Origin of the sequence: uncultured Roseibium sp. (assembly GCF_947494555.1) — a bacterium.
In the GTDB taxonomy this organism is placed as follows: Bacteria; Pseudomonadota; Alphaproteobacteria; order Rhizobiales; family Stappiaceae; genus Roseibium.
Genome location: NZ_CANLVF010000003.1, coordinates 833,624 through 848,879, shown reverse-complemented (window position 1 = coordinate 848,879; position 15,256 = coordinate 833,624). Strand labels below are relative to the sequence as shown.

Annotated in this window: 13 protein-coding genes and 1 tRNA gene; 4 read left to right on the top strand and 10 right to left on the bottom strand. The window is 57.3% G+C overall.

Going from position 1 to position 15,256, the window contains the following annotated elements; genetic code table 11:
- Nucleotides 1-86: 86 nt before the first annotated feature.
- From Q0915_RS18610 to dctP, 6 genes are read right to left on the bottom strand one after another with little or no spacing between them, the layout of a single operon-like run.
- Nucleotides 87-968 (bottom strand): polysaccharide deacetylase family protein, encoded by an 882-nt coding sequence (locus Q0915_RS18610; RefSeq protein ID WP_299476859.1) that lies wholly within the window; start codon nt 966-968, stop codon nt 87-89.
- Nucleotides 965-2,476 (bottom strand): amidohydrolase family protein, encoded by a 1,512-nt coding sequence (locus Q0915_RS18605; protein ID WP_299476855.1) that lies wholly within the window; start codon nt 2,474-2,476, stop codon nt 965-967. The genes Q0915_RS18610 and Q0915_RS18605 overlap by 4 nt, the downstream gene beginning before the upstream one ends.
- Nucleotides 2,473-3,207, bottom strand: a complete 735-nt coding sequence (locus Q0915_RS18600) for an aspartate/glutamate racemase family protein (RefSeq protein WP_299476851.1) — start codon at nt 3,205-3,207, stop codon at nt 2,473-2,475. Before Q0915_RS18600 ends, Q0915_RS18605 begins: the two co-directional genes overlap by 4 nt.
- Nucleotides 3,207-4,487 (bottom strand): TRAP transporter large permease, encoded by a 1,281-nt coding sequence (locus Q0915_RS18595; RefSeq protein WP_299476848.1) that lies wholly within the window; start codon nt 4,485-4,487, stop codon nt 3,207-3,209. Before Q0915_RS18595 ends, Q0915_RS18600 begins: the two co-directional genes overlap by 1 nt.
- Nucleotides 4,474-5,055, bottom strand: coding sequence for a TRAP transporter small permease (locus tag Q0915_RS18590; protein ID WP_299476845.1), 582 nt, complete (start codon nt 5,053-5,055; stop codon nt 4,474-4,476). Before Q0915_RS18590 ends, Q0915_RS18595 begins: the two co-directional genes overlap by 14 nt.
- 13 nt (nt 5,056-5,068) lie before the next feature.
- Complete coding sequence (gene dctP / locus Q0915_RS18585; RefSeq protein WP_299476840.1) at nt 5,069-6,106, bottom strand: TRAP transporter substrate-binding protein DctP; 1,038 nt, start codon at nt 6,104-6,106, stop codon at nt 5,069-5,071.
- Between the two features lie 321 nt (nt 6,107-6,427).
- Here dctP and Q0915_RS18580 point away from each other — a divergent pair, with 321 nt between their 5' ends.
- Both Q0915_RS18580 and Q0915_RS18575 read left to right on the top strand, forming a co-directional pair.
- Complete coding sequence (locus Q0915_RS18580; RefSeq protein ID WP_299476836.1) at nt 6,428-7,108, top strand: GntR family transcriptional regulator; 681 nt, start codon at nt 6,428-6,430, stop codon at nt 7,106-7,108.
- Nucleotides 7,101-7,844, top strand: a complete 744-nt coding sequence (locus Q0915_RS18575; protein WP_299476832.1) for an aspartate/glutamate racemase family protein — start codon at nt 7,101-7,103, stop codon at nt 7,842-7,844. The genes Q0915_RS18580 and Q0915_RS18575 overlap by 8 nt, the downstream gene beginning before the upstream one ends.
- 294 nt (nt 7,845-8,138) lie before the next feature.
- On the opposite strand, the gene Q0915_RS18570 is transcribed toward Q0915_RS18575, so the two are convergent.
- The 3 genes from Q0915_RS18570 to Q0915_RS18560 form a co-directional block, all read right to left on the bottom strand.
- Nucleotides 8,139-8,897, bottom strand: a complete 759-nt coding sequence (locus tag Q0915_RS18570) for a M48 family metalloprotease (protein ID WP_299476827.1) — start codon at nt 8,895-8,897, stop codon at nt 8,139-8,141.
- 278 nt (nt 8,898-9,175) lie between these two features.
- On the bottom strand, nt 9,176-9,934 hold the full coding sequence (locus Q0915_RS18565; protein ID WP_299476823.1) for a helix-turn-helix domain-containing protein: 759 nt from the start codon (nt 9,932-9,934) through the stop codon (nt 9,176-9,178).
- A gap of 185 nt (nt 9,935-10,119) precedes the next feature.
- Nucleotides 10,120-10,196 (bottom strand) — tRNA-Arg (locus Q0915_RS18560).
- Nucleotides 10,197-10,428: 232 nt separating this feature from the next.
- Between Q0915_RS18560 and Q0915_RS18555 the strand changes: the two genes are divergently transcribed.
- Nucleotides 10,429-11,985, top strand: a complete 1,557-nt coding sequence (locus Q0915_RS18555; RefSeq protein ID WP_299476820.1) for a cryptochrome/photolyase family protein — start codon at nt 10,429-10,431, stop codon at nt 11,983-11,985.
- A gap of 364 nt (nt 11,986-12,349) precedes the next feature.
- On the opposite strand, the gene Q0915_RS18550 is transcribed toward Q0915_RS18555, so the two are convergent.
- The gene (locus Q0915_RS18550) at nt 12,350-12,733 is read right to left on the bottom strand and encodes a septal ring lytic transglycosylase RlpA family protein (protein ID WP_299476816.1); all 384 of its coding nucleotides are present in this window, start codon (nt 12,731-12,733) and stop codon (nt 12,350-12,352) included.
- 362 nt (nt 12,734-13,095) lie between these two features.
- On the opposite strand from Q0915_RS18550, the gene Q0915_RS18545 reads away from it, so the two are divergent.
- Nucleotides 13,096-15,198 (top strand): EAL domain-containing protein, encoded by a 2,103-nt coding sequence (locus Q0915_RS18545; RefSeq protein WP_299476812.1) that lies wholly within the window; start codon nt 13,096-13,098, stop codon nt 15,196-15,198.
- Nucleotides 15,199-15,256: the final 58 nt, after the last annotated feature.

The following is a 15,256-nucleotide window of genomic DNA, read 5'->3' as shown; positions in this document are numbered from 1 at the left end:
GCAGCCATTCGGCACGGCCGCAAAATTCGATCTTTCTCCAATTATCGGCAGGGCCTTATTGTCGTCCGGATCCCTGCGCTGTGAGATCAGGGTTGGCCTTTCCCCGCTGCCAGATCAGGGTTGGCTAATACGGCGGCATAGATCTCGCCGGGTGTGGCGATCCATAGGTCCTTCCGCGCTACCATTTTCTCAAGCGCACGAATTAGCGGACGCAGCCGGAAGGGTTGGCCGGAGATGAAGCTGTGAACAACGACGCTCATTACCACGGCTTGGTCGCCCGGCGGTTCGATAAGCTCGTCACATTCGTTTGCTATCATTTCCGCGAAATCTGTCCCCGTCACAAAGCGCCCGATAGCAGTTGTGCTGTCGTTGAGCTCCGTCGCATACGGGATGGCCAAAATTTCCGAGGCGCCGGCGTCGAGCCAGACAGGTTGATCGTCGAGCCGAAAATCGAGGACATAGCGAAATCCAGCCCTTTCGAGGTGATCGAGCGTCGTTGGCCGGTGTTGCAGCCATGGACTGGACCAGCCACCTGGTGCCTGCCCTTCTGCCAACGAGATTTTGTCGCGGCAGGCTATAATATAGTCCTGCTCTTCCGTGGTGGTCATCTCAGTTAGGCAATCAGAATTCGAATGGCCATGTGCAACTATCTCGGCGCCGGCGTCGCGGGCCGCAACGATAACCTCGGGAGCCGCATCATAGACGTCTGTGTTGAGCAGGAGGGCGGGGCGAATGCCAAGGCCGGTCAGTCGGCTGATAAGACGAAAAGCGCCGACGCGGTTGCCGTAGTCGCGCCAGCTGATATTGACAAGGTCCGGAGCTGGTCCCGGCGGGAGAATATCCTCCGTGCGGCCCTCTTCGCGATAGGTTTCGACTCCGACCGCAACCCAAAGCGCAACCTTTTGCCCGCCTGGCCAGCGAGACGGCGGGCGGGCGGGCAAGACTGAGTGGGTCCAGGGCAGTCTCAAATCAACTCCCCCGCGAGTTTACGCGCCATGCCAACCTCCATCGCCACTGCCTTGTCGTACATAGCGCGATAGAAGGGTAGGAGCGATGCCATTTCCTCTGCGGCCCTGGACAGTGCCGCTTGTTTTCCACTGAACAAAGCGCGTGCCTCTTCCATCAGGGCGCCTTGATCGACGGTCGTAATGCGGCCGTCCTCAAACACAACCCGCCCGGCAACCATGGTAAGCCGAACCGATTGGCCAAGTTCAACATGGACCAACTGCCTTGCCAGATCATTGAGAGGCAAAAAGGCGAGTGTGCTGAGGTCCACCATCACCAAATCCGCTGGCGCGCCGACGGTCAAGCTGCCCAGCCCCTCGCGCCGCAGAGCCGCGCCACCGGTGCTGGTGGCGGCGGTCAGGATTTCGCGCGCGCAGGGCCATCGGTCAGGGTCGTCGCCGCTCAGTGTGTGCAACATCCCTGCGGTCTTCATCACAGACCACATGTTGACCGCGTCGTCGGCAATAGCCTCGTCGACGCCCAGGCAGATCGGAATGCCACGATCCCGCAGGGCACGGAACGGCATAATTCCGCTGCCAAGGCGCAGATTGCTGTTCGGGTTATGTGCGACCGACGCGCCTGAAGCCGCGATAAGGTCCAGATCCTCTGCATCGACCCAGATCGCATGGATGATGAGCATCCTTTCGCTCAAGTGGCCGATGTCGTTTGTATATCGTACCAGCGAACGGCCGCCAAATTTCTCAGTGCCCAGCACGCGTTGAAGCCGTGTCTCCAGCATATGGGCAAAGAACGGCAGGCCATGGCGGCTGCTCAAGTCGTCGAGCGCCGCGAAATACTCCGGTGAAACCCGCTGTGGCGCCGAGCAGGACACCGCTGCCGCAATGCGTCCCTCCGCCGCACCGTGCCAGGTTCCGATCAGGTGGGCATACATCTCCAGAAGTGCGTTACCGTCCATCGATGGACGCTGCGCCAACCGTGCACGTATCTCGGGTGGGGCGATGTCGCCCAGAAACGGCAGCTTCTCGAGTTCGGACAGCTCCGGCTCGTCCAGCGCGACAGTGGCGCGTATGCCGCTATCGGCATAGGCTTGGCACACGGCGTCGATGATCTCCGGCGTTGGCCGCGGGACGAAAAAGCAATCATCACCGACCGTCGTCGTCCCGGTGCTGAGCATCTCCAGACAGCCCAGCATCGTGCGTAAGTAAGCCTCGCGCGGGGTTGGCGCGAGGACATCGAGAGCCGGGCTCTCGTATAGCATGAAGAGCTCAAGCGGCAGGCAAGGCAACCGCCCCTTCATGTGATTGACCGAAGAATGGAAATGTGCATTCACGATCCCCGGCATCAACAAATGTCCGTGCCCTTCGATCACGCGTGCGCCGTGAGTCAGCAACCGCGGCCCGATCGCTGTGATTTGACCGTCGCGGGTTAACAAATCGGTCGGCGCGGTCATACCGTCATCAGCGCATAAATCCAGCAGACGGACGTCGCGGAAAAGAACGGGCAAGGTCATCGGAGATCCCCTCGCAAAAGTCGGATGAGCGCAGGCGACAGCCCGACGCTTTCCGACAACGGAGGACGCCGCTCCGGCCGATCGCCATCGTTCGCCGCGAGATCGGCGAGGCAGACGTTTACGGCCTCGGTTCCGTCGAAAACAGGCAGTGTTAGCCGGGTCGCGAGACGCGCAGCCATACCGCTGATGGCAGCTCCACAGATCACGATGGCCTGCGCCCCATCGGATTCCAGTCGCGTGCAGGCTTCCAGGACTGCCGTATCCTTGGACTCAGGTGACAAGTAATCGGCCGCTGAGCCGATGTCGACGGCAACAACCCCGGCAGGCACGACACCATACCGGTCGATCAAGGTTTCATACAGCACACGACTGACTTCACCGAAGATGACAACACCAACACGTCGCCCCCCGGCTCCTGCGGACTGAAGCGCCGCACCCGTTATACCTGTGACCGGCACCGGCAAAACCTGCCGCAGGGCCTCAAGTGCCGTATCGAAGGAAATCGCCAGGATCACAGCGTCGTATTCAGCAGCGTGTTCCGCCACAAGGTCCAGCGCCGAATGGCCTGCGATGACATTCTCCGCCTCGGTGGACACGATCCGCGCGCCGAAGCGTCCGGTCACCCCGGTCAGCGTTACACCTTCGGGTGCAACTGCACGAGCGGCGCCGAGATAGGCCTGGGTCACCTCCGTCGAGGTGTTCGGGTTCACAACCAGCAGGCGCGGAGGCATCAGATCAGGATCCAAGGAAACACCGCGATCAAGCCAACGACCGCAAGGATACAAATAACGAAAGGCAGCACACCCGCGATGACGGTTCCGACATGACCGCACCCGCGCACGCTCTGGGTGACATATAGGTTCATGCCCACGGGCGGAGTGATCAGCGCCAGTTCACACATCAGGACAAGGAAGATCCCGAACCAGATACTGTCGTACCCTAGCAAGGTAACCACGGGCAGCACGATAGGGATGGTCGCGATCATCATGGCCAATGCGTCCAGAAAGCACCCGAGCAGCATGTAAAGCAGCACTAGCAGCAAAATCATCGCCAACGGCGAAACATCGAACGAGGACACGAAGGCCGAGACTTGGGCCGGGACGCCGAGAACGCCGAGAATGAAGTTCAGGTAGAAGGCAGCGATCAGGATCAGCAGCGTCATGCCGGTGGTAGTGACCGCCGACATCATCGCTTCACGCAGCATCCGCCAATTCAACGTGCGATAAAACGCAGTCAGCGCAAACGCCGCCATGACGCCAACACCTGCGGCCTCGGTTGGGGTGGCGAAACCGAGGTAGATCGAGCCCATCACGAGAATGAAGATCACAAGTGGCGGGATCAGGTCGGTAAGCCTCCGGCGGCGTTCTGACCACGGCGCCAGCGGCTCGGGACGGCCTGCGACTGCCGGATTCAAGAGCGAAGCGACCGCAATCATCAGCATGAAGCACAGTGCCAGCAGCAGACCGGGCAAGATGCCGGCCGTGAACAGCGCGCCAATGGAGGTGTTGGTTATTGCGCCATAGATGATTAGGTTGATCGAAGGCGGGATCAAAATACCGAGCGTCGCGCCAGAGGCGACGCTGCCCGCGACCCAGGCCTCCGCATAGTTCTGGCGGCGAAAGGTCGGGAAAGCGACCGTGCCTATGGTTGCAGCTGTTGCCACCGATGATCCCGAGATCGAGGCGAAAACGGTAGAGGCGGCGATATTGGTATGTAGAAGCCCGCCGGGGAGCGGCCGGGTCCAATCCGCCAGCGCACGGTACATTCGCTCAGTCACACCGCCTCGCACAAGGATCTCGCCCATAAGAACAAACAGTGGTATCGCGACCAGGAGGAAGTTGTTTAACGTCCCCCACATCATGGTGCCGAACGGGCGAATCATCGCGTCGCCTATGAAGATATAGGCACCCGCGATGGCGACGATGAAAAGCGCTGTTGCGATGTGCAACCCGATGAACAACAAAAACAGCAGCAGGGCGAAACCGATGGCAGCGTCTTCAATCCCGAGCATCGTCGCCCTCCGCACCAGTGTACTGCCGTACCTCCTGCTCGATCGTGTAGGGGCCGTAGCACCGCTCTATTGACCTGCGGTCGGTCACTAGCAGGGTTAGAATGTGGACGCTGGTCAGGCAGGCGGTTACGGCGAAAAACACCATCCCGGCGAGCCACACCGCCTGCGGCACCCAAAGCGGCGTCTGCAGCGGCGTGTTCGTGATTGCGCCGAACCTGAGCGTCGTCTGCAATTCACCCCATGCGTGCCAGGCCATGAAAAGAGCGAAACCCGCCATGGTGAGCTGCGCCAGCGCGTGCAGGCCGTCGCGCATTGCCTGCGGGAAGAAACGAAAAAAGAGTTCGATCCGCGGGTGCCCGCGCCGCAATAGCGTCAGTGCCATGCCAAGTGAGCCGACGAAGGCCAAGACATAGCCACCGATCTCATCTGTACCCTGTATCGACGCACCAAAAAAATCCCGACCCACGATGTCGATTGTTATGAGCACAGCAAGCACGGCGATGGCCACGCCCGCGAACAACGCGAGCGTGGCAGCGCCATGTTCGAAGACTCTTAGGAGCCGGTCCAAGCGTTGCGAGCCTTTATTCGATTGTCAGGCCGCGCGCAGCGCCGACGGTGTCGTTCCAGATCTTTGTACAGCCAGGATAAGAGGCTTCGCATTTTGCGGCCCATTCCGGCAGAACCTTTGACACTGATATCTCAGCGACCCGCGCCTTGTCCGCATCGCTGACGGGGACGAGCGTCATGTCGTAGGAGGTGTAAATCCCCCCTTCGGGGCAGTCGCCGCCGGTGGAGCACGACTGCGCAGTGCCATTTGTATTGATCGCCACGTCCCAAAGCTCGGCTTCCATAGCGGCCATGACTTCATCGAACTTAGCGCGATCTTCCGTGCTCAGCCCGTTAAGCCAACCCAGGTTGACCATGTGCGCCTGGACCGAACCGGAAACCGAAAGCGGATAGAGATGTGTCGTGACTTCGGGCCATTTGCCGGTGTTGGACGAGGTCGGTGAGGTCACGCCACAAGTCGCCACCCCGCGTTGGAGCGCCGGATAGACCTCGGGGAACGAAAGAGTGACAGGTGTCGCGCCGAGATTTTCCAGGAGCGTTGACATGGACGCAGTGAATGAGCGAACTTTCAACCCGTTCAGATTCGCCAGGGACGTCATGTCTGCGTTGCAAAGGAACACTTGTGTCCCGAATGGCCAGATTGCAGCGGCGGTCACGCCAAACTTTTCCGCCAATCGAGCGTTAAAAACGTCGCGGTAAGCATCGACGGCACCCTTGAGGTCTTCCATATTGGTCGACACTCCAATGAGGTCGATGCCCTCGAGGAACGGATCATCCTTGGCGACACTACCGACCTGAATCGTGGCCATGTCGAACGCGCCGGTACTCAGAAGACGCAGGCCGTCGGCGAGGTCTATCCCGACTGCTTGATATTCGCTCCGGTTGACCTCAAACCCTGCATCCGCAAGGGCGGCGACAGCATCGGCTTCTGCGGGGTACTGCGCCCGCTGTTCCTGGTTCTGCGTGATCAGGCGCATCGATTGCGCGTCAGCCAAAGTGGTCATTGCAACGGTACCGGCAAGGGCGGTTGCGACGAAAAAGACGGGCCTCATGGCAGTGGATCCTTTCGAAGTTCGAAATACGACGGTGTCGGCTAAACGCCACGTTGACGAGCCTTGTGCGATCGCGATGTTGCTGTGCAGTGATCGATTTCTTGACAATTCAGTGAGACTCAATTTTTGTTAACAATTCAAGCGAGTTTTGTGCACAAATATTTTGCGCGGCGATGAATTCCTGAGCTATTGAGCAAATTTTCTTCTATTTATCAGTGTGATGCCTGTGAGCTCGGGGGTATCCGATTTTTGCTTTTCAATGTTGGGCGTTTTGATAAATACGTCTATTAGTAAGCGCCCTGCGAATTGAAACTCAGGCTCATGACCGTTACCAGCACCTCCGAAGATGCGATCGTAAATGCACTGCGTGATGCCATCCTGTCACGCAAGCTTGCGCCCGGAACCCGGTTGCGCGAGGTTCGATTGGGAAAGATATTGGGCGCCTCGCGTGGGGAAGTGCGTAAGGCTCTCAATCGTCTGACCCACGAGGGGCTCGTCGAACATCAGCTAAACCGCGGTGCAGCTGTCGCACAACCTTCTGCGCAAGAGGCCAAGGAGTTATTTGCAGCCAGGAAATGCATTGAGGTTGCGGTCGCCCGCATCGCAGCGCAAAATATGACGCCAAGCGGTCTCAAACGACTGCAAGAACATCTTTCACGCGAGCAAAAGGCGCGTGAACATGGTGACATGGCTCAGATCGTGGCACTCTCCGGAGAATTTCACATCCTGATCGCGGAAATAGCAGGCAACGCGCCTTTGAAACGGTATTTGGAAGACCTTGTCGCGCGCGAGTCCCTAATCATCCAGTTGTTTGGCATCCGTGCTCATGACAACTGTTCCCGGGACGAGCACGCCGAGATTGTCGCGGCACTGCAGACGCGCGATGACGAACTCATCTCCAACATGGTTGAAGAGCATATTGAGGGCATTGCCGCTGGGCTTGACCTAAACCTGCGCCCGGCGGAAACCCTTTCCCTCGAGGAGATCCTGCTCGGTGAATAGTCCCAATTCGAATATCCCGCGCCGGGTTGGAATGCTGACACCATCGTCCAACACGGTTCTAGAGCCGATTACTTCCAGTATGTTTGCAGCCACCAGTGGCCAGGCGACAGTCCACTTCGCCCGGTTTCGTGTGGTCGAGATATCAATGTCTGATGCCTCACAGGCGCAGTTCGAGCTGGGTCCCATTCTGGAGGCAGCCGATCGGCTGGCCGAGGCCAAGGTCCACTGTATCGCCTGGAACGGCACGTCAGCCTCTTGGCTTGGGTTGGACCGGGACAAGACACTATGCGACCAGATCGAAGACCGGACGGGTATTCGCGCGACTTCGACAATGCTGGCCTTCGACGATCTTTTCAACCGACTCGGCGTCACGCGTCTCGGGCTGGTTACACCGTACCTGACCGAAATTCAGGAGCGGATAATAGCCAACTATGCCGCACAAGGGATAGACGTCGTAGGCGATCGCCGGCTGGAAGATCGCGGGAATTTCAGCTTCGCTGAACATGGTCTCGAAACAATCCGCGACATGATCCGCGACGTGGCCGAGGCACGTCCTGACGCCATTGCGGTCGTCTGCACCAACTTTCGAGGCGCTCCGGTGGCGGCAGAGCTGGAGGCCGAATTGGACATCCCGATCATCGACTCCATTGCCGTCACGGCAGCCCATACCATGCACATGGTTGGTGTGAACCCTTCCTGTGTGAAAGGCTGGGGCGATCTGTTCAAAATCAGCTGATGCACGTTAGGAAATCGAACGTGTCTCCCGTTAGAGGGAAACCTTTAAGTTCTTGGCGCCACCAAGCAGCTGTCGCATGCAACTGCACACGAACGTGAATGTCCGATTTGGTGCTGCCTCAGTATTGAGATCACACGCGCAGCGGAAGTCCGGAATCCGCCCTCTCTTCACTTTCGCTGCATTCGGAATGAATGTCGGTATTCGGGATCTGGCCCCAACTTGCTGAACTTCCGAAATGGGGGCGCGAAGCGGTCGTTCGTCAGCAGCGCCCTGACCAATAGGGCACTGGTCTTTTCAAAGAACGTGTTTCGATACGGCCTCATGTCGCAATTCTGCCGGCGGATGAGAGCGCTGTATCCACGCGCTGAAAGTGTCGCTCTGTTGTTCTTCCATCTTCGAGAAGTCGTCTAGAATTTCAGAAAGTCGGTTTCCCTCAATAAGACGGGCGGCAAATCGGTCGGCCTCGTACTCGGTGAACCTCGATATCGAATTGATGAGCATCTCAGCGACCTTGGCCGGGATGCATAGGACTGTTGTTCCGGCGGTGAACAGCAAACCGACGAAGGGGATCCGGTTGAGTGTTCTGTTGGCAAGTTCAGCACCGAAATTGATGGGTAGATTGAGATAGTGTTGCATCATTTGGATCCGAGTATCCCAATTGCGTAAGTGTCCGATTTCATGGGCGATGACACCGCTGAGGCGCTCAATCCCAGAAGCTGTGTCCCCATACTTGAGCAATAGCCCCTTGGTGAACACGACCCGATTGTGGGCATAGGCAAAAGCATTGAGCTCCCCGCTGTCCTGTATCCGCCAAACCAGCCTGGGAAGCCTGATCCCCGTCGCGACAGACCGCGCTTGCAGAACCGCCTCGACTTCGCCAATCAATGTCTTTTCCCGCTCAGAAGGGCGCCTTGTTGCGAAAATCACATCGAAATTTCCTGCGGCGACGGATGGGACCTTGGCGACGAATACAGCCGGCAGAACCGCCAATCCAAATGCCATTGAAAAGACCTGCCAGTCTTCAAGCGGAATACGGCCTAAATAGAGGGACAAAGGAATCACCAAGATACAGTACGTGAGCATCACCATGCAAAAGGCTGACATTGCGATGGCAGTCAACGAGACGGCTCGAACGAGCTCGATTGCTGCAATTCTCGCGACAATTTTCATCATGGGAATTCCCAAATTCTTCGGCTGCATATTCGCGCATTGAGTGTTGTGCTTAAGCTTTCAATCAGATGCTGAATGATGTTTCAACAAGGATTTCAACTCGAGTTTGGGCCAGGTCGATGAAGCTCTCGGTATCTGCAATAATGGCTATTCTGCTGCGGTTATGCTGCCTCCAAACAGGCTGCTTGAGCGGCTTCCTGGTGTGCACTCGCTGGCAGTCTGCTCAGGAAATACGACAAACAATCCTGCTCTTTGTCGGAGCCACCTTCCGGGGGCCAACGCCCTGGAAGCTGGTACCCGGATGAGCCGTCAACGCTGGTTGCGAGATTGAACCGCGCCAGGTCTGGCAGGGTCTTTTCGGCAAGCCAGGCATTCCATTCATTGACCTGCCTAGTCCGGGCTGTTGGAAGGACGACGACGGGAATGGAGCGGCGAGAGACGGCCTTGGCGCGCACCTCACGCGCGTTAGGTTTTATATTTTTTTCTTTCTCTAAGTTTGGTGGACAGATTTGACCGCGTTTGCCGGACACGTCTGACCGCCTTTCGGGACAGATCTGTCCGCCTTCGGACGGGGTAAGGGGGGCAGATTTGTCCGTCTTTTCTCGAAGCTCGGAGGCCTTTAGGATCGAGGCGTCGGTAGGGCAATACTCCGTATTGTGCCCGACGCCATTCCCGCGTTGAACGCTGAGCCATCCACCGATTTCCAGATCCCGGATGGCGCGTTGGATGGATTTGACACTCTTGCCGGTTGCCTCGGCAATGGTCTTGTAGGACGGCCACGCCTTCTCGGTGTGGCCGTTCACATGTGCGGTCACGATATAGAGCGCTACGCACTTGGCATTGTCGTTGATATTGGCATCACAGCTCAGCAGTCTTAGCCATTGAAGCTTCACTTCCCGGAACGGGCGGCGCTCGCTCATGCATGCCTCCTTGCCGGAAGGCAGGCAAGGCGAGTGCATTTGCCCCTCCAACTTTCAGAGAAGCGCTGTACGGGATTTGTACGAGCACAACTCGAAAATCGCCGGAAAACACTTGCAAAAATTTGCAGTGCCTTAACTTCTCTTTTTGAGAGCGCTCCGTAACTTACTGAAATTATTGATTTTTTTGGCGCACCCGACAGGATTCGAACCTGTGACCTCTGCCTTCGGAGGGCAGCGCTCTATCCAGCTGAGCTACGGGTGCCAGGCCGCGCGTGGGTTGTCCACGCGGCGGATAGAGCGTCCTGATACTAGATCCGGCTGCGTCCGGCAATGGGTTTCTGCGAATTTGGACAAGATATCGCCGCAGGTGCGCTGCCTGCGCAGCTTTCGTTTTTCTCTTGCGTGAAAAAGTCAGCTTTTTTGCCGCAGAAGGTGATAGGCGCGCCGATCCGGTGCGTATCAACGGCAAATGCCGATCTGGGGTCAAGATTAAAATGAGCAAATTTTCCGGCTGCCGAAACCTCGTTCTGATCCTGGGAGACCAGCTGACGCCGTCCATTTCCAGCCTGCGGCGGGCCGACAAGTCGCTGGATCGGGTTCTTCTTGTCGAAGTGCACGACGAGACCACTTACGTTCGCCACCACAAGAAGAAGATCGCGTTCATCCTGTCGGCGATGCGCCATTTTGCCGATGAGTTGCGCCAAGGTGGCTGGCAGGTCGATTATGTGAAGCTGGAGGACCCCGGAAATACAGGCAGCTTTCGCGGCGAGGTCGTCCGTGCTTGCGAAAGACTGTCTCCGCAGAAGGTTCTTCTAACCGAGCCCGGAGAATGGCGGGTCTTGGAGGACGCTCAGTCCTGGCAGACGGCCCTTGAGTCTCCGGTCGAGATCCTGGAGGACACGCGGTTCATCGCAACACGGGCGGCATTTCACGCGTGGGCAACGGGACACAAGCAACTGCGCATGGAGCATTTCTACCGGGACATGCGTCAAAAGACCGGCCTTCTGATGGCGGACGGAAAGCCGGAAGGGGGCAAATGGAATTTCGATGCCGACAACCGCAAACCTGCGCGCTCAGATTTTTTCATGCCCCAGCCGGCGAAGTTTGAACCTGATGAACTGACAAAAGACGTTCTTAAGTTGGTCGAGCGAAGGTTTGGCGACCACCTCGGTGATCTATATCCCTTTTGGTTCGCCGTGACGCGGCAAGACGCTGAAACCGCCTTCGACGTATTCCTGGAAAACGCGCTTGCAGATTTCGGAACGTATCAGGACGCCATGCTCACCGGTGAAAATTTCCTCTATCACTCCGTGGTGTCCACTTACCTGAATGCCGGTCTCCTCGACCCGATGGATCTATGCCTGAAGGTCGAGGCCGCCCACCGGGAAGGCAAGGCGCCGCTCAACGCTGCGGAAGGCTTCATCCGGCAGATCCTCGGCTGGCGCGAATATGTGCGCGGCATCTACTGGCTCAATATGCCGGACTACGCGCGCTCCAATGCGTTGGGGGCGTCCCGTTCGCTACCGGATTTTTACTGGACCGGTGACACCAAAATGCACTGCATGGCCGAAGCGATCGGGCAGACGATCGAGGAAGCTTACGCGCATCACATCCAGCGGCTGATGGTGACGGGAAACTTCGCGTTGCTGGCCGGCATCGACCCGCACGAAGTACACGAATGGTACCTTGCCGTTTATGCCGATGCTTATGAGTGGGTCGAACTTCCCAACACGATCGGCATGAGCCAGTTTGCGGACGGAGGGTTGCTCGCCTCCAAGCCCTACATGTCGAGCGGCAACTACATCAACAAGATGTCGGACTATTGTCAGAGCTGTGCCTATGACGTGCGTCAGAAGACCGGTTCAACAGCGTGTCCGTTCAACGCTCTTTATTGGGACTTTCTGGATCGGAACCAGGATCGGCTTGGAAACAACCCCAGGTTAGGTCAGCCCTACGCGACGTGGAAGCGCATGGATGATCGGAAAAAACAGGACCTGCGCGACAGTGCCGCGTCTTTTCTGAGCCTGCTCGACCGGGGTGCCGGCGTTTGATGCATTGCCTCCACCTTGGCCACGATGATCAGTGCGGCAGAAGGAAAGCGCGAGCGCATATAGTGCCTAATTTGTTGGCAGGATTAAAAAAAACGCGCAGCCGTGAGACTGCGCGAAATAAGTTACTGTGCACGTGGCCCCATCGACCACGGCGGCAACTCTAACGGCATCTCAATTGAATGTCATTACCGTAAAATATTTTATTTTTTGATTCACCGTAATGCGACTGATCGTTATTCATACTGAGTCGTTTGCGAAACAAGTGAAGTACGAAAATTATCAAATTGAATCAGTAAGTTGGAGCGCTCTAGCTTGCCACTCGAGTCTCGCTATCCGGGCGTGAAACTGCGGTTGCCTTCGGCAATCACTGGCATTTCTGCTTAGACTTGGCGCGGTTTTTGGCTCCGGCGTTGGCGACATGCACCCTGGTAATACCTTTTCCAACGAAGCCAAGCTCTCGCGCCGCCGCCAAGGTGACATCAATGACCCGCCCCTTGGCGAAAGGCCCCCGGTCATTAATTCGAACTGTCACGGTTCTGCCGTTTGACAGGTTGGTAACATCCACGAGCGTTCCGAAGGGAAGTGTCCGGTGCGCGGCCGTCATGCCCTGGGGGTTGGCGCGCTCTCCGCTCGCTGTCGTTCCGCCCAGCTTGTACCAGGACGCTTTGCCACATTGCTGAAAGGCGTCCTTTGAAACCGCCGGGCCTACACCTAATGCGAGAAACGGGATGACGCAAAGCACAGACATTCGGCATGCCGGCCAAGCCAAAATACTCTTCATGACACGACTCTTCAGAAGCAGGTGAATGGAAAAACCGCAAACAGAATTTCGGATATCAGAAGCGGCTGCGGGCTGCCCTTACGTCAGTCGCGTGATCAAAATAAGGCAAATTCCGCAATTTATAAGAATAAGAGTAGAGAGAAGTATAAATTTGAAATAAATTTGAATCTTATTAGTAAATTTAAAATTAACCATAAACTTTTTAAGAGCTGTGAGTTATTTTGCTTGAGCGAGAATAACAGTTAAACTGTGGTAATAATTTTCGGGGGGCGGCGCTGTTGTATTTGAGTTGGCGCCAAGCGAGCAAACTTATTTGAAAGGGTTGTCTGGTGCAAATCAGCCATCGGTTGGAGCTTGACCGGCGGGATCACCTCGGTCGTGTGAAAAGCAATACGCTATCGGCATTTCACGCTTCCCTCTTGGAAGTGCTTCCGTTCGCGGCCGCTTACGTCGCGCGCGATGGTGCTATTGTGAAACACAATGGTTTGTTCGAGACAGCCTGCGCAAACCTTGGAGAGCGTCCGGCACCCAAGCGCCTTGATGCGCTTTTGTCGGCGGAAAGCTGGAAAAGATGCGAACTGGTCTTGTCCGCTGCCTTTGGCGGGTTTCCGGCGGAAGTTTGCGGTGAGGTCAGGCTGACGTCGGGCGAAATTTTTTGCAGTCACGTAGTCTGCACCTCTCACATTTTCCTGCAGGAAGACAGCGAAGCAGTGCTGGTTCAGTTCGAAGTTGAGCGTCAACCGGTTCCGGAAAGCTCCGGCGTAACCGAAAGCGCGCTGGTTTCCGCAGATGCCCCGAAGGTGCGAAAAGCGCTTCTGGACAAACGGGTGCTGGAACATTTCCCGGATGACGTGCTGATTTTTGACGGGACGGAAAGCCTGGGAGACATCGTTGCCACGCTTGTCGAGCGCACGGGGACAGGTGTCGACCCGAAAGTCATCTTCGATACGCTCGAGCAGGCGCGAAACGAACTGCCGCATACGTTCCACATCCCCGAAGATACCGGCATGGGCAATGCCAGGAGCGCAGGCGGCGCGAAAATGTCTGAAATCCGGCTCGTCGGTTGTCCGCTGGAACAGGACACAAAAACAAGCAACGGGTCCTTCATGGCGGTGATCCGCCGCAATGTGGACAATCCTCACGAGATTGCTGAAAACAGGCGGCTGGCCTATCAGGATCCCCTGACCGGGCTGGAGAACCGCCGCGCATTCACACGGGCCCTGCGGCGTGAGCTGGAACGCATGACCTGCGAGGCGGAAGCAGGCCTGGCCGTCTATTACATCGATCTGGATGAATTCAAGAAGGTCAACGACCTTGGCGGGCACGATGCAGGCGACGACATGCTTTTGCGCGTCGCTTCGTGTTTGACCCTGACACTTGGCGAATTCGGCACGGTTGCACGTATAGGCGGCGACGAGTTTGCGGCAATGCTGCCCGTTTCGAGCGAGGAGACGGCACTCGAATTCGCCGAACAGATCCTGGAAGGCTTCGGCCGCATCAGGCTTGAGGTAAAGGATCGCGTTTTCACGATCAGCGGATCCGTCGGGGTCGCTTTCATTGACGGAACGGCGGCGCTCGAAAAGAAGGACGCAGCATCACTGCTCGGGCTCGCCGACCGGGCGTGTTTACGTGGCAAACGGATTGGGGGGCATTCCGTCCAGGTGCACCAGGTCCGGCCGGATGAGTGTTCCTGCGCTACCGGTGATCAGGTAAGTGTTCCCGAACCGGAGAGTTTCTGCGGCAAGGAATTGACGCTCTATGCCATGCCCGTCGTGTCTTTAAAGAACGATCGGGTGTGCGGAGCCGAAGTGTTGTTGCGCCTTCAGGGGGACAGGGCGAAAGGCATGTCTTCGCGCGCCTGGATTTCAGCTGCGGAGCGGTCCGGCTTTATCGCCCAGGTCGATACCTGGACGCTGGACCGGGTCTTGGACGCCGCCGAAAGACAGGCGACGCGAACGCTTCTGACAATGAATGTGTCTGCCGAGTCGGCGCGGGATCCCGACTTCCGGGACGCCTTGCACAACCGTCTCTCGGTCAACCCGCTGCTTGCCTCGCGTTTGTGCCTTGAAATCGCTGAAAAAGATCTTTTGCGGGAACCTTCGACCGTGGAATCCTTTTTCGGCTTTGTCGCAGAATTCGGCTGCCAGACGGCAATCGACGATTTTGCGGGCCACTGGCCGGTCCTGTCGCGACTGAATGGTATGCGGGTCGAATGGCTGAAGCTGGAGGCCGGTCTGATCCGTCAGGTGATGCTGGATCCGTCAAAGGCGAAAATCCTCAACGGGTTGATCGGAACGGTCCGTGATCTAGGAATGAAGGTGATTGCAAAACACATCGAAACGCCAGGTGAGGCGGAGCTTCTGAAAACGCTCGACATCGACGCTGCGCAGGGTTTCCACTTCGGCAGGCCGGCACCCTGGCCTGAAATCTGAGCAAGAAAAAGGGCCGGCGCTCCTTGTTGCGGGCGATAGGACAGAACGGTATTTCGGC